The sequence below is a fragment of the Streptomyces avermitilis MA-4680 = NBRC 14893 genome (assembly GCF_000009765.2).
Classification (GTDB): domain Bacteria; phylum Actinomycetota; class Actinomycetes; order Streptomycetales; family Streptomycetaceae; genus Streptomyces; species Streptomyces avermitilis.
This window is the reverse complement of the sequence record NC_003155.5, coordinates 8,044,597-8,063,417: the sequence shown is the minus strand read 5'-3', so window position 1 is coordinate 8,063,417 and position 18,821 is coordinate 8,044,597. Positions and strand designations below refer to the sequence as shown.

The window sequence follows — 18,821 nt, the reverse complement described above, 5'->3', positions numbered from 1 at the left end:
TGCGGCGGCCCGATACCGCGCCGTCCGCCCGGCTGCCTGCCCGACACTCCGTGGCGGGGCGGACGGCTCCCCCGGCGGGCTCCGCCGGGGGAGCCGGGGAACTGCGGGTCGTCGGCTGGGGCGTCGGTCGGGCGGGTCGGCTGCGGGTGCGGGTACGTCGCGTTCCTACTGCACGTGGTGAGCCATCGGGTGGTTCGCCGTCGTGGAGGTGCGGTGCGGGTCGTTGTGCAGGACCAGCAGGGCCACGTCGTCCGACGGTCTGCCGCCGGTGTGGCGCAGAAGCCCGGCGAAGACGGCCTTCAGGACGGCCTGCGGCGACACCGCCGGGATCCGCACGACCTCGCCGAGGACGGCGGCCAGCGGAAAGAACCGGCCACGGGCATCGCGCGCGTCCTCGGCGCCGTCGGTGTGCAGGAACAGCGCCTCCCCGGGCTGAAGCGGGCCACAGCTGGTGGACGGCAGCTCGGCGGGCAGCGGGAACGGTCCGAGCGGGGGCAGGGGTTCGGCGCGCGCGAGCAGTTCCACCCGGCTGCCGCTGAGGAGATACGGCCAGGGGTGCCCGCAGTTGAGGGCGTACACCTCCCCGTCGTGGCGGATCTCCAGCAGCAGCACGGTGACGAACTCCTCGGCGACCAGGCTGTCCGGATCCGGGCCCGCCGAGGGGGGCTCGGCTCTGGCCCGCTCCCGCAGATGCCGGACCATGGCCCGTTCGAGCCGTTGGAGGACACCGGCGAGTTCGGCCTCGTCGTGCACCGCCTCGCGGAAGCTGCCGAGGACGGCGGCGACCGTCCCGATGGCCGCCAGCCCGTGCCCCCGTACATCGCCTATCACCACGCGTACGCCGTGCTCGGTGGCGATCACCTCGTACAGATCGCCGCCGACGGTGGCGCCGCGGTCGGCGGAGAGCTGGGCCGCCGCGATGTTCAGCCCGCCGATCCGCGACGGCAGCGGCCGCAGCAGCACGCTCTGGGCGGCGCCCGCGACCTTGCGGGCCTGTCGCAACTCCCGCAGCAGTGTGTGTCGGACCTGAAGGATCAGCCCGGTGCCGACGGCGAAGAACACGGCGCTGGTGACGATCCGCGCGCCGAGCCCGTTCTGCTGCGCGAGCGGGCAGGCCAGTTTGTAGGTGATCGCCGTCGTGCCCCAGACGGTGGGCAGCGCTATCGACAGCGCCCGCCGGAAACGCCGGGACTCCCGGCGCGAGCGGCGCCGGAGCATGCGGTCACGCGGGATCCCGCGGGCGACGACCGCCCTGAATCCTTCGCCGGGACGAGCGCGGGGCCGTGGTCCGCAGGGAACCCCAGCCTTGATACGGATCATGCCGATGGCCCCCCATCAGGCCCTGAGCTGCGCAGAAGCGGCCCGCGGAGCTCCACCTCGTCCCCCGGGGCCGGTCCGATTCTTTCGACCGCATGCCCCGATCGGGCCAGATCGCCCGGAATCGTCACTCGAATGAGTGAGGTGGCCGAGGGGCCCGTCGGGGGCCGCGGGGCCACCGAGCCGCTGAGCCACTGAGCCACTGAGCCACTGAGCCACGACATCGTGCGACTCCGCCGCATGGGCGCGGCCGGCCACGGACAACCCGCAGCCGGCCGACGCCCAGCAGTTCCCCGGCACTTCCGGCGAAGCTAGCTCCGCAGTGCCGCCCCTGTGCGCTCGGCGGCCAGCGCCACCGCCGCGTCGCGGGCCGTGGAGGCCTCCTCGACGGTCAGGGTGCGGTCGGCGGCACGGAAGCGCAGCGCGTAGGCGAGGGACTTCTTGCCCGCGCCGAGCTGCTCGCTCTCGTACACGTCGAACAGCCGGATGGACTCCAGGAGTTCACCCGCACCCTCGCGCAGTGCCGCCTCGACGTCCGCGTGCGGAACCGTCTTGTCGACGACCAGCGCGACGTCCTGGGTGGCGACCGGGAACGTGGAGATCCGGGGCCCCTTCACGACGCCCGCGCTCGCCTGCTCCAGCGCGTCCAGGTTCAGCTCCATCGCGCTGGTGCGCGCGGGCAGACCCAGCGTCTTCAGGACACCGGGGTGCAGCTCGCCGGCGTACCCGATGACCTTCTCCTCGCCGTCGAGGACGACGGCGAGCTCGGCGCAGCGGCCCGGGTGCCACGGCCCGTACTGGCCGGCGCGCACGAGGAGTTCGGTCCCCGCCTCGCGGGCCAGGGTGCGTGCGGCCTCGACCGCGTCGGCCCAGTCGGCCGGGCGGCCCTTGCCCCACCAGCCGGCCTGCTCGCGGGCGCCCGCGAGGACGACGGCGGCGTGCCGGGGCTGCTCGGGCAGCGCGGCGGTGAGGGAGGCGATCTCCTCGTCCGTGGGACGGCGGTCGACGGGCAGCCGGACCGCGATGCGCTGCTCCGCGCGCGGGTGGAAGACCAGCCCGGTCTCGAAGAGCGCCAGGTCGTGCGAACCGCGCCCGTCGTTGCGGCGCAGCGCGCCGAGCAGGCCCGGCAGCAGCGTCGTGCGGAGCGCGGGCTCCTCCTCGGAGAGCGGGTTGACCAGCTTGACGACCCGGCGCTTCGGGTCGTCGGCGGCGAGGCCGAACTGGTCGAAGACGTGCTCCCCGATGAAGGGGTAGTTCGGCGCCTCGACGTATCCGGCGCCGGCCAGCGCGCGGCCGACGCGGCGGTGCAGCCGCTGCCGCTCGGTCAGGCCCCGGCCCGCGGGGGGCTTGGGCAGGGTCGAGGGCAGGTTCTCGTAGCCCTCGAGCCGGATGACCTCCTCGGCCAGGTCGTTCGGGTCGGTCAGGTCGGGCCGCCAGGACGGCACGGTGACGAGCAGCTCGTCCTGCCCGTAGACGTCGCAGCCGACCTCCTGGAGACGGCGTACGACGGTCTCGCGGCCGTACTCGACTCCTGCCACCCGGTCCGGGTGGTTCGCCGGGATGGTGATGGTGTGCGGCGCGGAGGGCGTGATGACCTCCGTGACGCCCGCGTCGGCGCTGCCGCCGGCGAGGAGCACCAGCAGGTCGACCGTGCGCTGGGCGGCGGCGGAGGCGGCCAGCGGGTCGACGCCGCGCTCGAAGCGCTTGGACGCCTCGGAGGCCAGCTTGTGGCGGCGGGCCGTGCGGGCGACGGAGATCGGGTCGAAGTGCGCGGCCTCGATGACGACCTCGGTGGTCGTGCCCTCGGTGTCGTCGATCTCGGTGTGGGCGCCGCCCATGACGCCCGCGAGCCCGATGGGCCCGCGGTCGTCGGTGATGACCAGGTCCTCGGCGTCCAGCGTGCGCTGGGTGCCGTCGAGGGTGGTGAGCTTCTCGCCCTGCTCCGCCCGGCGCACGCCGATCGCGCCCTGGATGCGGGAGCGGTCGTAGGCGTGCAGGGGCTGGCCCAGCTCCAGCATCACGTAGTTGGTGATGTCGACGGCCAGCGAGATCGAGCGCATGCCGGCCTTCTGGAGCCGACGCTGGAGCCAGATCGGGGAGCGCGCCTCGGGGTCGAGGCCGGTCACCGTGCGCGCGGTGAAGCGGTCGCAGCCCAGCGGCTCGGAGATCTTCACCGGGTGGCCGAACGCGTTCGGGGCCGGCACGTCGAGCAGCGCCGGGTCGCGCAGCGGCAGGCCGTACGCGATGGCGGTCTCGCGGGCGATGCCGCGCAGCGACAGGCAGTAGCCGCGGTCGGGCGTGACGGCGATGTCGAGGACCTCGTCGACCAGCTCGAGCAGCTCGATGGCGTCGGTGCCGACCTCGTACTCCGGCGGGAGCACGATGATGCCGCCGGAGCCGTCGTCGCCCATGCCCAGCTCGTCGCCGGAGCAGATCATGCCGTGCGAGGTCCTGCCGTACGTCTTGCGCGCGGCGATCGCGAAGTTGCCGGGCAGGACGGCGCCGGGCAGGACCACGACGACCTTGTCGCCGACGGAGAAGTTGCGGGCGCCGCAGACGATCTCCTGGGGCTCACCGGTGCCGTTGGCCTGGCCGACGTCGACGGTGCAGAAGCGGATCGGCTTCTTGAAGCCCTCCAGCTCCTCGATGGTCAGCACCTGGCCGACGGCCAGGGGGCCCTTGAGGTCGGCGCCGAGCTGCTCGACCCTCTCGACCTCGAGGCCGGCGGAAACGAGCTTGGCCTGCACATCGCGGCCGGTCTCGGTGGCGGGGAGGTCGACGTACTCCCGCAGCCAGGAAAGCGGGACCCGCATCAGATCTCCATCCCGAACGGCCGGGTGAACCGGACGTCACCCTCGACCATGTCTCGCATGTCTTCGACGTTGTGGCGGAACATCAGCATCCGCTCGATGCCGAACCCGAAGGCGAATCCGCTGTACTTCTCCGGGTCCACCCCGCAGGCGGTGAGGACACGGGGGTTGACCATGCCGCAGCCGCCGAGCTCGATCCAGCCCTCGCTGGAGCAGGTGCGGCAGGGACGGTCGGGGTTGCCGACGGACTCGCCCTTGCAGACGTAGCAGAGCATGTCCATCTCGGCGGACGGCTCGGTGAACGGGAAGTAGTTCGGCCGCAGCCGCGTCTTCATGTCCGCGCCGAAGAGCGTCTGGACCATGTGGTCCAGGGTGCCCTTGAGGTCGGCCATGGTCAGGCCCTCGTCGATGGCGAGCAGCTCGATCTGGTGGAAGACCGGGGTGTGCGTGGCGTCCAGCTCGTCGGTGCGGTAGACGCGGCCGGGGCAGACGATGTAGACGGGCGGCTCGCGGTCGAGCATGGCGCGGGCCTGCACGGGCGAGGTGTGGGTGCGCAGCACGACACCGGACTCGTCTCCTTCGGTGCCCTTCGGGCCCTCGACGAAGAAGGTGTCCTGCATCTGCCGGGCCGGGTGGTCCGGGGTGAAGTTGAGGGCGTCGAAGTTGAACCACTCCGCCTCGACCTCGGGGCCTTCCGCGATCTCGTAGCCCATGGCCACGAAGACATCCGCGACGCGCTCCATGAACGTGGTCAGCGGGTGGCGGGCGCCGGCCGGTACGCGGTCGTACGGCAGTGTGACGTCCACCGCCTCCTCGACCAGCACGCGGGCGTCGCGCTCGGCCTCCAGCTCGGCCTGGCGGGCGCCGAGGGCCTTGTTCACGGCGCCACGGGCCTGGCCGACCAGCTTGCCGGCCGCGGCCTTGGCATGCGGGGGCAGGGCGCCGATCTCGCGGTTGGCGAGGGCCAGCGGCGAGGTGCCGCCGGTGTGGGCGACCTTGGCCTCCTGGAGCGCGTCGAGGTCGCCGGCGGCCGCGAAGGCGGCGAGCGCCTCGTCCCGCATGCGCTCGATCTCTTCCGGTTTCAAGGCCTCGACCTCTACAGGGTCGTACGACTTATTCGGTGCCGACATCTCTTCCCGTGCTTCCGGTTGGCTGGCGGATGGTCCCCGTCCACGACTCGGAGACGAATCGTCCACAGATGAGAGGACGCAAAGGTGCCAAAGGCCGAGTCTAACGGGGTGGGAGCCTGCCTCGGACGCGCAGTCCGAGGGGTGGCTCCGGTACGACGTGCGCCCGTGGGCCTCTGCGGCGCTACAGCAGATACGCCGGGGTGGCCACGGGCAACGTAAATCGGAATTCGGCGCCGCCGCCGGGGGCGCGGCCGACCGTGATGCCGCCGCCGTGGGCCTCGACGATGCCCTTGACGATGTAGAGCCCGAGGCCCGTGCCGCCGCGCTTGCTGCCCCGCCAGAAGCGGGTGAAGACGCGGTTCATGGACTCCTCCGGGATGCCGGGACCCTCGTCGCTCACCGTGACCGACGTGGCAGCGTGCGCAGTGCCCTCGTCGTCCGTCCGCTCGCGCGGGGACGCCGAGGGCGTTACGTCGATCGTGACGGTTCCCTCGCCGTGCCGCACCGCATTTTCGAGGAGGTTGCTGAGCACCTGGTCGATCTTGTCGGGGTCGGCCCACAGGGCGGGCAGGGGCTGCTCTATGCGGAGCAGGAACCGGTCGGCGGGCTGCCCCGCGGCGACGTACGCCTGGATGTGCCGCCCGACGGCCGCGCCGATGTCGACGGGCTGACGGCGCACCTCGAGGCGTCCGGAGTCGATGCGGGAGATGTCGAGCAGCTCGGCGATGAGCCGCGTCACACGGTTCGCGTCGGCGTCGACGGTCTCCAGCATGAGTTTCTTCTGGTCGTCGGTGAAGCGCTCCCACTTGGCGAGCAGCGTGGCGGTGAAGCCCTTGACCGAGGTGAGCGGGGAGCGCAGTTCGTGGGCGACGGTGGCGATCAGCTCGGCGTGGCTGCGCTCGGTGCGACGACGGGCTTCGGTGTCCCGCAGGGAGACGACGAGGCGGCGGACCGGCCCGGTGGGCCTCGTCCGCACGTAGCGCACCGACACGAGGACTTCCCGGCCGCCGGGGAGCAGCAGGTTGCGCTCGGGCTGTGCGACGCGGATCGCGAGGCCGCCGTAGGGGTCGGTCAGCTGCCACCAGCGGCGGCCTTCGAGGTCCTCCAACGGCAGGGCGCGCTCCAGCCGCTGCCCGAGGGCGTCGGCGGCGGACACGGCGGTGATACGGGCCGCCGCGGCGTTGAAGCAGATCACCCGCCCGTGTTCGTCCGCCACGACCAGTCCGTCGGGCAGTTCGTCGGGGTCGATGCCGAGTTCGGCCAGATCACCGCGCCGGGACGCGGGTGTGCCGCGCACGTCCTGTGCTCGCGGCGCCTTCTGTGCACCGCTCGTGCCGACACTCATCCCCTTACCCCACCTCTCGTCCGGCGTTGGGGGTACCTCCCTGCTCCAGCGCAGCCGAGAGCTTGGGGGAGGGCTCCCGAGCCCGTCACCCTACTAGCTGTCCGTGACGGAGCGGCACCCTCCGGAGGCGCGCTGTGCACGGGCGGACGCGTAGAGACATACGGCGGCGGCCGTGGCGAGGTTCAGGCTCTCGGCTTTTCCGTGGATGGGAACGCGCACGACGGCGTCGGCCAGCGCACGCGTCTCCTCCGGGAGCCCCCAGGCCTCGTTCCCGAACACCCAGGCGGTGGGCCCGCCCATGGTGCCCTTGTCGAGTTCGTCGTCGAGGTCGTCGTCGCCCGCGCCGTCCGCGGCCAGGATCCGCACGCCTGCGTCCTTGAGTCCGGCGACGGCCTGGTCGACGGGCACGCCGACGGCGACGGGCAGGTGGAACAGCGAGCCGACGGAGGCGCGCACCGACTTGGGGTTGTAGAGGTCCACGGAGGCGTCGGTCAGTACGACGGCCTCGGCGCCGGCGGCGTCGGCGCAGCGCAGCACGGTGCCGGCGTTCCCCGGGTCGCGCACATGGGCGAGTACGGCGACGAGCCTCGGCCGGGCCGCGAGGATCTCCTCGAAGGGGGTGTCCAGGAAGCGGCAGATCCCGACGAGCCCCTGGGGGGTCACGGTGGTCGAGATGTCGGCGATCACCGCCTCGTCCGCGAGGTGCACGCGCGCCCCGGCGTCCCGGGCCTCCCCGATGATGTCGGCGTACCGCTCCGCCGCCTCGGCGGTCGCGAAGAGCTCGACGAGCGTGGCGGCGTCCGCGGCGCGGTGCGCCGCCGCCTCCCGCACGGCCTGCGGGCCCTCGGCGAGAAACAGCTGTTCCTTCCCCCGGAAGTTCCGCTTGGCGAGCCGCCGCGCGGCGGAGACACGAGGAGAGCGCGGGGAGATCAGCTCGGGGGCGGCCGACATGGGGGTTACGTCACCTTCGGGTTTATGGGGGTGGGGGTCTGCTGTCCGCGGCGGCGGGGGAACGCACACGGACCCGCAGGCCTCGAAGGCCTGCGGGTCCGATTCAGGCTCGAGCCGACGCCGGCGTCACGCAGCCTTCGGCGCGTTCACGTCCGACGGCAGGGCCTTCTGCGCGACCTCGACGAGCGCGGCGAACGCGCCCGCGTCGTTGACAGCCAGCTCCGCGAGGATCTTGCGGTCCACCTCGATGTTGGCGGCCTTCAGACCCTGGATGAGGCGGTTGTACGTCATGCCGTTGGCGCGGGCAGCGGCGTTGATGCGCTGGATCCACAGCTGACGGAAGTCGCCCTTGCGCTTCTTGCGGTCGTTGTAGTTGTAGACCAGCGAGTGGGTGACCTGCTCCTTGGCCTTGCGGTACAGGCGCGAACGCTGACCGCGGTAGCCGGAGGCCGCCTCGAGGATCGCCCGGCGCTTCTTGTGGGCGTTGACTGCCCGCTTGACGCGTGCCACTTGTTAACTCCTTGTAGCGGGGCCGTGGGTGTGGTCACACGGCCCGAAATCGATTGGGTCCCGGTCCTGACGTACGGCGCCTAGGCGCCGATGCGTCACTTGCCGAGAAGCTTCTTGATCTTCTTGGCGTCGCCCGGGGCCATCTCGGCGTTGCCGGTGAGGCGGCGCGTCAGGCGCGACGACTTGTGCTCGAGCAGGTGGCGCTTGCCGGCGCGCTCACGGAGCACCTTGCCGGAGCCGGTGACCTTGAAGCGCTTGCTGGCACCGCTGTGCGACTTGTTCTTCGGCATAGCGCCGTTCTCTCCTCGTCAGTGGCGTTCCGATGCCCGGTCGTGAAACCGGGCACAGTGGAACGTCATGTGTATCGGTTGGCATCCCGGGGCCTTCGCCCTGGGATCAGGCCTCGGTGGAAGCCTCGGCCGGGGCCTCGGCGGCCTCGGTGGTCTCGGCCTCGGGGACCTCGCCCTCGGGAAGCTCGCCCTCGGGGATGTCTTCGTCGGCGGCGTTCTGCGAGCGGCCGGGGTTGGCCTTCGCTTCGGCCTTGCGAGCCGCCTGGGCCTCACGGGCCTCGGCCATCGCCTCGGTCTTCTTCTTGTGCGGACCGAGAACCATGATCATGTTTCGGCCGTCCTGCTTCGGACTCGACTCGACGAATCCGAGGTCCTCGACGTCCGTGGCGAGACGCTGCAGCAGTCGGTAGCCGAGTTCCGGCCGGGACTGCTCGCGACCACGGAACATGATCGTGATCTTGACCTTGTCGCCCTGCTTGAGGAACCGGACGACGTGACCCTTCTTGGTGTCATAGTCGTGCGGGTCGATCTTCGGCCGGAGCTTCATCTCCTTGATGACCGTGTGCGCCTGGTTCTTGCGCGCCTCACGGGCCTTCATGGCCGACTCGTACTTGAACTTCCCGTAGTCCATGAGCTTGCAGACCGGCGGGCGCGCGCTCGCGGCCACCTCGACCAGGTCAAGGTCGTACTCCTGCGCAAGCTCCAGGGCCTTGGCAAGCGGAACAATCCCGACCTGCTCACCGCTGGGACCGACAAGTCGCACCTCGGGAACGCGAATCCGGTCGTTGATGCGGGGCTCTGTGCTGATGGATCCTCCTCGGTAGCACCACACGGCGGTCTGGCGGACAGCCGCGTATGTCCTGACGACATTTGGACCAACTGTCGAGGGGCATGAAAAATGCCCCGGACGGGACACAGGCGGGGCTCCAAGAACTACCGGAGCACCGCCGCGGTCAACCGCGGGGCGCGCTTTCGGGCGATTCCATCGTCCGTACGGAACGATGGTGACCGCCTGACCGGGTGACCCGCCGTCCCGGAGGACAGTCAGGTGGGAGATCGGAGCCTCCACTTGTGGGTCGGGCACATGCGTGTCCGACCGGTCGTTACACAAGGTTAGCAGTTCCGCGATGCGTGCGCTAACCAGGTGTCGCCCGGCTCCCGCGGTCGGGGCCGGGTCCCGCAGTCGGGGGCGGGCGCGCCGGGGCCTATCGTGTGGGACATGAGTGACACCCCTCCCCAGACTCCCGACTTCGACACCATGACCCGCGACATCGCCGAGGTCCCCGCGGTCGAGGTGATCGTGACGGTCGCAGTGAACCTGATGAGCGCCGCCGCCGTGAAGCTCGGTCTGACCGAGGAGGGCGACGAGCACAAGGACCTGGACGAGGCCCGCAAGCTGGTGCACGCCCTGGCCGGTCTGCTCGACGCGAGCACGACGGAGATCAGCTCCTTCCACGCGGCGCCGCTGCGGGACGGCCTGAAGTCGCTGCAGCTGGCGTTCCGCGAGGCGTCGCTCGTCCCGGACGAGCCGGGCCAGGGGCCGGGCGAGAAGTACACGGGCGCGGTCTACGGCTGACTGCGCTTCGACTGACGGCGCTTTTGGCTGACGGAGCTTTTGCCTTACGAACGTTCGTTGCGACGGCTTGCGGTTGCGGCTGCGCCGTTTAGCTAACGAACGTTCGTCGCAGCCTCCGCCGCTTCCACAGTCTTTTGGCTAACGAACGTTCGTTAGCTCCGCACGAAGAGGGGCTCGCCCGGCGGCGTGGCCTCGGCCGGCAGAAGTGCCAGGTCGAGCCCGCGCACCAGGCGGGCCCTCAGCGTTGTGTCGGCCGCCAGCCGCTCGGCGACCGCGCGGGCTGCCTCGGCCGGCGCCGCGGCCGGATCCAGTACGAGAGCCAGGGTGCCGTCCGCCTGCCCGGGACCGAGGTGGGCACGCCGGACCGCGGGCACGGCGGCGACGGCGGTGCGTACGGCGTCGACCACGGCGGGGTCCGCGAGCGGGTCCGTCGTCGTCCGTCCCTCGGCGAGGGCGAGCAGTGCGGGGCCCGTCAGCTCGTACGCGACGGGGCCGGCCAGGTCGAGCACGATCGTGTCCGCCTTCTCGTGCACGGCGGCCTGCAGCGCCTGGTGCAGGGGGACGGCGACGGGGCGGGCCTGCGGGTCCCAGCGGGCCAGCGACTCGGTGGAGGTGAAGGCCGGCAGTGCGGTGCGGTTCCCGGCCTTCAGGGTCGGCACCGCCATGTCGCTGGTCTTCTCGCGGCGCAGCCCGTTCTCGTCCTCCTCGACCTCGCCGAGCACGGCCACCACGGGCACGAGCAGGCGGGCGCCCTTGAGCGCGTCCAGGACCGGGCCGACGGCCGTGCGGTCCTCGGCCCAGGCGGCGAGCGCCGCGCTCAGCCGGGGGTCGGCGGAGCCGTCGTCGTCGGAGAAGCCGGAGTCGGGAATGTTCTTGTTCGCCACGGTCACCGACCCTATCGGGGGGTCTCTGCTGCGCTTGTGCCGACCCTGAAACGCGGGGTTCACGCCTTTCACGGGTTTCTCAGATTTCCCTGACACGCCTCTAACTTTCGTCTAACGGCGCGCACAGGACCGGGCTCCAGGCTCGCGGGCATGGAGTCTCACAGAGCTCACCGCCGCGCTCGTCCGCCCCGTCGCCGTCCGCTGCTCTACACCGTTCTCGCCACCGCCGTCATCGTGGGCGGTACGGCCGCGGGGACCGCGTACGTGAAGGCACAGGCGCACGCCGACGCGGGCACCGTATCGTCGTCGGCGACACCCTCGGCTTCGGCCCCGGCGAGCGAGGAGGCATCGGTGGAACCCGCGGCTGACCCGTCCGTGGACCGGAACGCGCTGCTGGCCAAGGCCATGAAGTCGGTGACCGTGGAGGACGGCGCGGACGTGTCCGTGGCCGTGCTCGACCCGGACTCCGGCGACAGCGCCTCGTACGGCGACGGCACCTTCGACACGGCGAGCATCGTCAAGGTCGACATCCTGGCGACGCTGTTGCTCCAGGCGCAGGACGCGAACCGGCAGCTGACGGCGCGGGAGAAGACGTACGCCACCGAGATGATCGAGAACAGCGACAACACGTCCGCGTCGGCGCTGTGGGCCGCGATCGGCCGGGCGGACGGGCTGGGATCCGCGAACCAGCGCTTCGGGCTCGAGGGGACCGAGGGCGGGGACGGCGAGCTGTGGGGGCTGACGCAGACCACGGCGGCCGATCAACTCGCCCTGCTCCAGCAGGTGTTCGGGGACGACTCCGAGCTGAGCGAGGCCTCGCGGACGTATCTTCAGGGGCTCATGGGCGAGATAGCGACGGACCAGCACTGGGGTGTGTCGGCTGCGGCGGACGGCACCAAGTGGGCCCTGAAGAACGGGTGGCTGGCGCGGAGCACGACCGGCCTGTGGGACATCAACAGCATCGGCCGGGTCACGGTGAACGGACACGCGTACCTGATGGCGGTGCTGTCGAACGGCAACACCACGAAGGCGAAGGGGATTTCGCTGGTGGAGGCGGCGGCGCAGGCGGCCCTGTCGGCGTTCGAGGACAGCGCCGGGTAGCCCGTACCCGGGCCGTGTCCGGAAACCGGCCGCGTCCGGAAACCGTCAGAAACCGTGGGGGCGGCGCCTGTTGCGGCCGCGCCACAGGGCCACCGCCGCGATCAGCAGTGCCGCGCCCAGGCCGCCCGCCAGCGGACCCGCCCAGCCGGGGGAATCGCCGGAGTCCTCCGCGGTGTCGGGACCGGAACCGAAGTACCGCTTGCCGTATGCCGTCGAGTGCAGCCCCTCGGTCTTGAGCCGGGCGCCGGCCTCGATGGCGGCGGCGGGGTCGATGAAACCGAAGCCGCGGGAGTCGTCACGGCCGCCGGTGGGGGCGTTGCGGGCCGTGTCCTCCAGGAGCTGCTTGATCTGTGCCGGGGTCAGGCCCGGATCGGCGGCCCTGATGAGCGCCACCGCGCCGGAGACGAAGGCGGACGCGGCGCTCGTGCCCCACCCTTCGTAGTACTTGTGGTCCGGGTCGGCGATGACGACGTCGACGCCGGGTGCGCTGACGGTGGCGTACCAGCGGCGGGTGGAGAAGGAGGCTCGGGTGCCGTAGCGGTCGACGGCGGTCGCGGCGATCACTCCCGGGTACGCGGCCGGGTACGAGATGTGGTCGCCCTTCTCGCCGCCGTTGCCGGCCGACGCGACGACGACCGCGCCCTTCTTCAGGGCGTACTGGACGGCCTCGTCCTCGGCGGGTTCGGGGTGGGCGGACTTGGAGTCGTCGCCGAGGGAGAGGTTGATGACGTCGGCGCCGTGGTCGGCGGCCCAGCGGATGCCTTCGGCCAGCGCGTTGCCACGGGTGTTGCGGGCCTTCGCACGGGCGTTGTCGCCGTCTTCGAGGATCACGCGGACGGGCAGGATCCTGGCCTCGGGGGCGATGCCCATGACACCGTCGGCGTCGCCGACGCCGTGCCCGTGGCCGGCGATGATGCCGGCCATGGCCGTGCCGTGCCGGGCCCAGGCACGGTCGCCGCGCCGGGCGCCGAAGCCGACCATGTCCGTGCCGGTGAGGACGTTGCCCGCGAGGTCGGGGTGTTCGTCGTCGACGCCCGTGTCGAGGACGGCGACGGTGATGCCCTTGCCCTTGGTCGTGCTCCAGGCCTGCTGGGTGTGCATGGCGTCCAGGGCCCACTGCTTGGCGCGTATGCCGTCGGCGTGGGCCGTGGTGGCGGGCAGCAGCGCCAGGGAGCCGGCGAGGAGGAGCGTGAGCAGGCGCGCACCGGTCCGGCGCGGGGCGCGGTCTTTGGACGGCTTGCGGACATCTGTGGGCCGGCGCGTCATGAAGGCTTCTCCGTGGCCGAGGTGACGGTCTTGCGGAGGCCGCGCTCGATGCGGTCGGCGAGGCCCTGCGCCTCGTGGCCGAGGCCGGCCTGGGCGGGGGCGGTGGTGGCGCCGGCCTGTATGGCCTCCGCGGCGGGCTGCGGGTCGGTGACGCTGCGGCCGTCGGCGAAGCCGGAGACGGCGTAGACGACGACGGGAGCGTCCGTGAGGACCGACAGCGTCCAGGAGGCGCGCTGGTCGTCGCCGAAACCGGCCGCGACGGTGCCCTTGGCGGCGTACGGCCGGGGCATCAGGTCCGTGCGCCGGCCGAGGTCCTCCGTCTTGAAGCGGGTTTTCAGAGCGCTCATGGCGGTGGTGTCCGCCTTGGTGAACAGCAGGCCGACGGTGGTGACATGGCTGCGGGTCGCGTCCATGTAGGTGGCGCGCAGCAGGCGCAGGCAGCCGACGGGCGCGAGGGCTTTGCGCAGCAGCGGGTCGAAGGCGTCCTTGCAGCCGCTGTCGGGGGCGACGGCTATACGTGTCCAGGTCCGGTCGGCGCCGCCGGGGCCCGCGCCCGTCCCGTCGACGGTGGCCGGGAACAGCTTGTCCACGGGGACGCTGTGCCACAGGCCGCCGGCCGCGACGAAGGCGCTGGGCGAACCGGACGGCGCCGAGTCGTCCCCGGTGAGCCAACTCCCGGTCACCGCACCGCCGATGAGCCCGAGGCCGAGTACGACGCAGGCGGCGGCCGCGGCGACGCGGGGCCGCACGCGCGCGCCGAGGAAGCGTGGCCGGGCGGTGTGGTCGTCGTACGTCTCGGGCCGGCCGAAGGAGACGAAGGGACGGTCCGTGGCGGGGGGTGGGACGGAGCCGGCCGGTGACGCAGGGGCTGGGGCTGGTGCTGGAGAGACTGGTGGGGCCGGGGCGGCCGCCTTCTCCTCCCGTGCGGGCCTCAGGCGCGCGGTTGTCTCCACGATGCCGTCCGTGCTCGGCGGAACGGCGGGCCTCGGCGGCGCGGCGGTCGGGCCGAGGTCGGCGGGGGCCGCCGAGGACCTGGCGTCCCGTGCGGGGTCGGCGGGCGACACGGGCGGCGCGTCCGGGAACCGCGCCGAAGCCACGGGCGGGGGCGGGGAGTCGGGTGCGGAGTTCCGGTCGAGACGGAGGTTGGGGAACCGTGGGGACTCGGCGGCCCGCCGGGACGACACGGCGGACGAGGGCGCGTCCGGGGTGACGGAACGCGGGAGCACACCGGAGTTGCCGTTGCGGACGGTCGGATCGGCCGCGGAGCCGGACGGTACGGGCGCGCTGCCCTGCGCCGGTACGGACGCGGAGCCGGACGGTACGGGCGCGCTGTCCTGCGCCGGCGGGCGGGTGGGCCGGGGCGGGGGCGCCGTCGGTGGGGACGCGGCGGAGGCGGCCTGTCGCCCTGCGGTCGGCGGCACCGTGGGCCCGGCCCCGACGGCCGGGGGCCGTTGCGGTGCGGGCGGCGGTGCGGTCGGTGCGCCGCCCGTGGTGGGGCGTCCCCCGGGCGTGGACGGAGGCACGTTCGGTATGCGGCTCGCGAAAGGGCGTTCGTACGACGGAGGCATTCCGGGCCGCGGGTTCCGCGCGGCCGGACGCGGTACCGCGAGACGCGGGACCGCGGAGGGCGGATCCTGCGGTACCGGAGGCACCGCCCCGTCCGTGTCCCGCGAAGTCGCCTGCCCGTCCCGCGAGGCCGGCCCGGTGGGCGGCGGTGTCGTCGGGCGGGGCGGGACCGCAGGGCGCGGGGGAATGGAGGCGCGGCGCGCTTCGGTGCTCATGCACCCCCCGTTTCGTTGTGGCCGGGCCGCCCCGGGGCCTGCCGGGGGCGTTCGACCGCCTGTGCGGAGCGGTCTGCACGCGGGGTACGGGAAACACCTCGCAGGATCGCCCGCCACGGGCAGACATACCCGCCCGGCCGGTCCGCCATCCCGGGCGCACCCGCCCGGGCAAGGTCGTTCCCCTCGCCGCGTGCGCGTCACTCTACGGGTTGACACGCCCGTAACGGGAACCAGTCCGCACCCCCGGGGCATCTGCCCGGAACGTCCCCCTACCCTGCGGTAATCGCATCTGGCAGGCTTCGGTCATGACTGCCCGCGCCGCAGACCGGGCCCGCTACGATCGGGCCACCGCTCAGCTCGACGCCCCTGTCGCGATCGTGGACCTGGAGGCTTTCGACGCCAACGCCGACGACCTGGTCCGCCGGGCCGGCGGCAAGCCGGTCCGCGTCGCCAGCAAGTCCGTACGCTGCCGTGCCCTGCTCGAACGCGTGCTGGCCCGGGACGGCTTCGCGGGCATCATGTCGTTCACGCTCGCCGAGTCCCTGTGGCTCGCCCGCTCCGGGTTCGACGACGTCCTGCTCGCCTACCCGTCGGCGGACCGCAAGGCCTTCTCCGAGCTGGCGGGCGACCCCAAGCTCGCCGCCGCCGTCACCGTCATGGTGGACGACCCCGCGCAGCTGCGTCTGATCGACGAGGCACGCCAGGGCGGCACCGAAGTCGTGCGTGTCTGCCTGGAGTTGGACACCTCGCTCAAACTCCTCGGGGGCCGCGTCCGCGTCGGCGCCCGCCGCTCCCCCCTGCACTCCGCCGCCCAAGTCGCCGACCTGGCCCGCGCGGTGGCGCGGACGCCCGGCTTCCGGCTCGTCGGGATCATGGCGTACGAGGGACACATCGCCGGCGTCGGCGACGCGGTGGCCGGCCGGCCGGTGCGCTCGCGTGCCGTCCGGCTGATGCAGGCCGCGGCGCGCAAGGAGCTGGCCCAGCGGCGTGCCGACGTCGTGCGTGCGGTCCGCGCCGTGGCGCCCGACCTGGAGTTCGTCAACGGCGGCGGCACCGGCAGCGTGCAGCACACGGCCGCCGAGGACGCGGTGACCGAGATCGCGGCCGGCTCCGGGCTGTACGTGCCGCGGCTGTTCGACAACTACACCTCGTTCAGCGGGCGTCCGGCCGCCCTCTTCGCGCAGCCCGTCGTGCGCAGGCCCGGGGTCGGGGTGGTGACCGTGCTGGGCGGCGGCTACCCCGCGTCCGGCGCGGCTGGCGCCGACCGGCTGCCGGTCCCCTGCCTCCCGGAGGGACTGAAGTACGACCCCCAGGAGGGACCCGGCGAGGTGCAGACGCCTCTGCTGGGCTCCCCCGCCGACGATCTGCTCATCGGCGACAAGGTGTGGTTCCGGCACGCCAAGGCGGGCGAGCTGTGCGAGCGGTTCGACGTGCTCCATCTCGTCGAGGGCGACGAGGTGACGGCGACCGTGCCGACGTACCGGGGCGAGGGGCACACGTTTCTGTAGAAGGGCACACGTTTCTGTAGCGGGGCACACGTTTCCGTAGCGGGCTGCCTCGACGCGTCCGTGCCGGCTGCCTCGACGCGTCCATGTCCCGCCGCCTCGACGTGTCTGCGCGCGGCTACCTCGACGCGCCGATGCTGCTGCCCACGCCCCCGCCGGTCGCCGGGTCGCCGATCGGCCTGATCCCCTTGGTGATCTTGTCCATGTCGGTGAGCGGCGGCCCGTCGGCGCCCGCGTCGAAGGCGAAGCGGACGATGACCGGCGCCTCGGAGCCCACGCTGGACGGGAAGGCCAGCGACTGGACGTAACCGCCGGGCCCCTTCGCGGTGGTGACGCGCCAGCGCACGAAGTACCCCGCGCGGCCGCCGACGGCGACCGTGCCGGCCTTGACCTCACGGTGCGACGTCACGCCGCCGAAGGGCCGGCTGCCGAGGCCGTCGCGGTCGAACGCCGTGTCCATGGCATCCGCGATGTCGCCCCGGGCGAGCGCCTTCGGCGATGCGTCGCTCGCCGTGGCGGTACGTGACAGGACCTGGCCGTGACGGCACAGGCCGGGGTCGCCGGGGCAGTCGTACGTACCCGGCGTGGTCATGACGACGTCGTCCTCCGCCACGTTCTCGGCCCTGACCCAGCCGTCGGGCAACGGCATTGTGATGCCGTTGAGTTCGTCCTCGACGACGGACGGGTCGTCGGCCGACGGTTCGGAGGCGGAGGCGGAGGGCCAGGTCGCGGACGCGGACGCGGAGGGCGTGGTGGTCACCGAGGAGCCGGCGGTGGTCTTCGCCTCGGCGCCGCTCCCGCTGCCGCCGGCGTCGCGGGCCAGGACCACCACCCCCGTGACGACGGCGGCGACCAGGACGGCCCCGGCCGCGGTGAGCGCGATCACCTTGGCGCGGCCGGGCCCGCGGCCGGCCGGCCGCGGGCCCACCAGGGGCTCCTGGGGTGTCTCGGGCTGACGCCGGTGGTCGGTCCACGCGGACCCGTCCCACCAGCGCTCGACGAGCGGGTACGACGGGTCTCGGTACCAGCCGGGCGGAGGCGTACTGCTCATCCCCGCACCTTACGATGCCGCCGCCCCGCGCCCCTTACGGGATGCGGAACACGGTGTCCTCCTGGTCCGGCACCACCGAACCGTCCTCCCGCCGGACCGGCCCCTTGCCGCCGTCGGGTTCGTTGTAGGCGGCGGTCGAGCACGGGTAGGGGGCGGGCCTGCGCGGCAGTGGCTCGATGAACATGGGGTTGATCAGCCAGTGCCCGTCGGCGTCGTCGTACGCCCGGCACATCAGCTCGCTCTTGTTCCGGTTGAGCACGAGGTGGGCGCCGGTGGCGTCCCCGACGAAGGTGACGTCGGTGTCCGCGTCACCGCCGGCGATGGCGGGCCGGTGCGGCCGGTTCTGGCGCTGCCAGGCCGCCTTGCCGCGTACGCCGTAGATCTCCTGGTTGATCCAGCACCGCTTGCCGTCGATGTACGGGATCGCCTCGCCCTGGCTGACGGGTACGTCGCCGCAGCCCTGGTTCCAGGTGGTGATCCGCCCGTGCCGGTCGAGGACCGACCGGATCGCGATCGTGTGCCGCGCGTCGATGCCGATGCCCCGCGACCAGACCTCGGTGACGGGCTCGGAGCCCGCGGAGACGATGTAGACGTCGAATCCGGCCTTCTGGAGGGCATGGACCAGGTCGCGCTGCTGGTCGTAGTAGCGCACGTAGGCCGCGATCGTGTGGGTGCCGAGGGTCCGGGTGGCGCCGACGGGGGCCGCGAGTGCCTCCTCACGCGCCCTGCTCGCGTACGACGAGAGTTCCGCGACCGTGTGCCCGGCGAACAGCTGGGGCACCCAGGCGTACTGCGGGACCGTGCGCCGGTGATCGAAGTCACCGGTGAAGGCGGCGGCCCCGCTCATGGTCTTCGCGTTCTCGCGGATCTCGAGGATCTCGTCGGTGCAGCGGGTGTTCGTCGAGGTCGGCAGGGGCGCGCCCGCGGGGACGGCGGTGCCGCAGGCCTCGGTCAGGGCCGCGTCCGCCGCGTCCGTGAGCCACTTACTGGTGTCCTTCCAGCGCGCCGGGCGCCGGATCCTGTCGTGCTGGAGGGCCCAGGCGAGGGTGGCGTCGGTGACGTCGTTCTTGGTGACCGTGTTGTCCCAGTCGAACGCGGCGACCGGGTGGCTGCCGGGGTGGCCGGCACAGGTGCCGCGCTCGTCGATGACCTGCTGGAGGCGGGCGCGGTTGTCGCCGTACCAACTTCCTGACAGGCGAGGGCAGTTGCGAGGGCCGGTGGTGGTGGCCGAGGCGGCTGGTGCGGCCACCACCGTGGCGGCCGCGACCAGGATCCACGCGAAGATCTCTCGGTATCGCATGGAA

The 18,821-nt window shown here is 72.5% G+C and carries 16 protein-coding genes; 3 read left to right on the top strand and 13 right to left on the bottom strand.

What is annotated here, in order from left to right; translation table 11 throughout:
- Positions 1 to 165: 165 nt before the first annotated feature.
- The 8 genes from SAVERM_RS34635 to infC all read right to left on the bottom strand — a co-directional run bounded on the left by SAVERM_RS34635 (position 166) and on the right by infC (position 9,185).
- Positions 166 to 1,218, bottom strand: coding sequence for a PP2C family protein-serine/threonine phosphatase (locus tag SAVERM_RS34635; protein ID WP_042493899.1), 1,053 nt, complete (start codon positions 1,216 to 1,218; stop codon positions 166 to 168).
- A 410-nt stretch (positions 1,219 to 1,628) separates the two neighbouring features.
- Positions 1,629 to 4,130, bottom strand: coding sequence for a phenylalanine--tRNA ligase subunit beta (pheT, locus tag SAVERM_RS34630; protein ID WP_010988142.1), 2,502 nt, complete (start codon positions 4,128 to 4,130; stop codon positions 1,629 to 1,631).
- Entirely contained in the window at positions 4,130 to 5,257 is a 1,128-nt protein-coding gene (pheS, locus tag SAVERM_RS34625) for a phenylalanine--tRNA ligase subunit alpha (protein WP_037646496.1), read from the bottom strand. Before pheS ends, pheT begins: the two co-directional genes overlap by 1 nt.
- A gap of 181 nt (positions 5,258 to 5,438) precedes the next feature.
- Positions 5,439 to 6,602 (bottom strand): sensor histidine kinase, encoded by a 1,164-nt coding sequence (locus tag SAVERM_RS34620; RefSeq protein ID WP_010988140.1) that lies wholly within the window; start codon positions 6,600 to 6,602, stop codon positions 5,439 to 5,441.
- Between the two features lie 93 nt (positions 6,603 to 6,695).
- Positions 6,696 to 7,553 carry a TrmH family RNA methyltransferase gene (locus tag SAVERM_RS34615; protein ID WP_037646493.1) on the bottom strand — a complete coding sequence of 286 codons (858 nt, stop codon included), beginning with the start codon at positions 7,551 to 7,553 and terminating at the stop codon, positions 6,696 to 6,698.
- 126 nt (positions 7,554 to 7,679) lie between these two features.
- Entirely contained in the window at positions 7,680 to 8,063 is a 384-nt protein-coding gene (gene rplT / locus SAVERM_RS34610) for a 50S ribosomal protein L20 (protein ID WP_010988138.1), read from the bottom strand.
- A gap of 95 nt (positions 8,064 to 8,158) precedes the next feature.
- The gene (rpmI, locus tag SAVERM_RS34605; protein WP_007829094.1) at positions 8,159 to 8,353 is read right to left on the bottom strand and encodes a 50S ribosomal protein L35; all 195 of its coding nucleotides are present in this window, start codon (positions 8,351 to 8,353) and stop codon (positions 8,159 to 8,161) included.
- 106 nt (positions 8,354 to 8,459) lie between these two features.
- Positions 8,460 to 9,185 carry a translation initiation factor IF-3 gene (infC, locus tag SAVERM_RS34600; RefSeq protein WP_010988137.1) on the bottom strand — a complete coding sequence of 242 codons (726 nt, stop codon included), beginning with the start codon at positions 9,183 to 9,185 and terminating at the stop codon, positions 8,460 to 8,462.
- A 387-nt stretch (positions 9,186 to 9,572) separates the two neighbouring features.
- On the opposite strand from infC, the gene SAVERM_RS34595 reads away from it, so the two are divergent.
- Positions 9,573 to 9,929: a DUF1844 domain-containing protein gene (locus SAVERM_RS34595; RefSeq protein WP_010988136.1), complete on the top strand. Its 357-nt coding sequence runs from the start codon at positions 9,573 to 9,575 to the stop codon at positions 9,927 to 9,929.
- Between the two features lie 152 nt (positions 9,930 to 10,081).
- On the opposite strand, the gene SAVERM_RS34590 is transcribed toward SAVERM_RS34595, so the two are convergent.
- Positions 10,082 to 10,813: an SseB family protein gene (locus SAVERM_RS34590; protein WP_010988135.1), complete on the bottom strand. Its 732-nt coding sequence runs from the start codon at positions 10,811 to 10,813 to the stop codon at positions 10,082 to 10,084.
- A 150-nt stretch (positions 10,814 to 10,963) separates the two neighbouring features.
- On the opposite strand from SAVERM_RS34590, the gene SAVERM_RS34585 reads away from it, so the two are divergent.
- Positions 10,964 to 11,914 (top strand): serine hydrolase, encoded by a 951-nt coding sequence (locus SAVERM_RS34585; protein ID WP_010988134.1) that lies wholly within the window; start codon positions 10,964 to 10,966, stop codon positions 11,912 to 11,914.
- 45 nt (positions 11,915 to 11,959) lie between these two features.
- On the opposite strand, the gene mycP is transcribed toward SAVERM_RS34585, so the two are convergent.
- Together mycP and SAVERM_RS34575 are read right to left on the bottom strand one after the other, a co-directional pair.
- A complete protein-coding gene (gene mycP / locus SAVERM_RS34580) occupies positions 11,960 to 13,180 on the bottom strand; it encodes a type VII secretion-associated serine protease mycosin (protein WP_010988133.1) in 1,221 nt (406 codons plus the stop codon).
- Entirely contained in the window at positions 13,177 to 14,601 is a 1,425-nt protein-coding gene (locus SAVERM_RS34575) for a hypothetical protein (RefSeq protein ID WP_370628394.1), read from the bottom strand. The genes mycP and SAVERM_RS34575 overlap by 4 nt, the downstream gene beginning before the upstream one ends.
- Before the next feature lie 665 nt (positions 14,602 to 15,266).
- Here SAVERM_RS34575 and SAVERM_RS34570 point away from each other — a divergent pair.
- Positions 15,267 to 16,469 (top strand): amino acid deaminase/aldolase, encoded by a 1,203-nt coding sequence (locus SAVERM_RS34570; RefSeq protein WP_010988130.1) that lies wholly within the window; start codon positions 15,267 to 15,269, stop codon positions 16,467 to 16,469.
- 115 nt (positions 16,470 to 16,584) lie between these two features.
- On the opposite strand, the gene SAVERM_RS34565 is transcribed toward SAVERM_RS34570, so the two are convergent.
- Both SAVERM_RS34565 and SAVERM_RS34560 read right to left on the bottom strand, forming a co-directional pair.
- Positions 16,585 to 17,517 carry a DUF2510 domain-containing protein gene (locus tag SAVERM_RS34565; protein WP_010988129.1) on the bottom strand — a complete coding sequence of 311 codons (933 nt, stop codon included), beginning with the start codon at positions 17,515 to 17,517 and terminating at the stop codon, positions 16,585 to 16,587.
- A gap of 34 nt (positions 17,518 to 17,551) precedes the next feature.
- Positions 17,552 to 18,817 (bottom strand): HAD family hydrolase, encoded by a 1,266-nt coding sequence (locus SAVERM_RS34560; protein ID WP_037646484.1) that lies wholly within the window; start codon positions 18,815 to 18,817, stop codon positions 17,552 to 17,554.
- Positions 18,818 to 18,821: the final 4 nt, after the last annotated feature.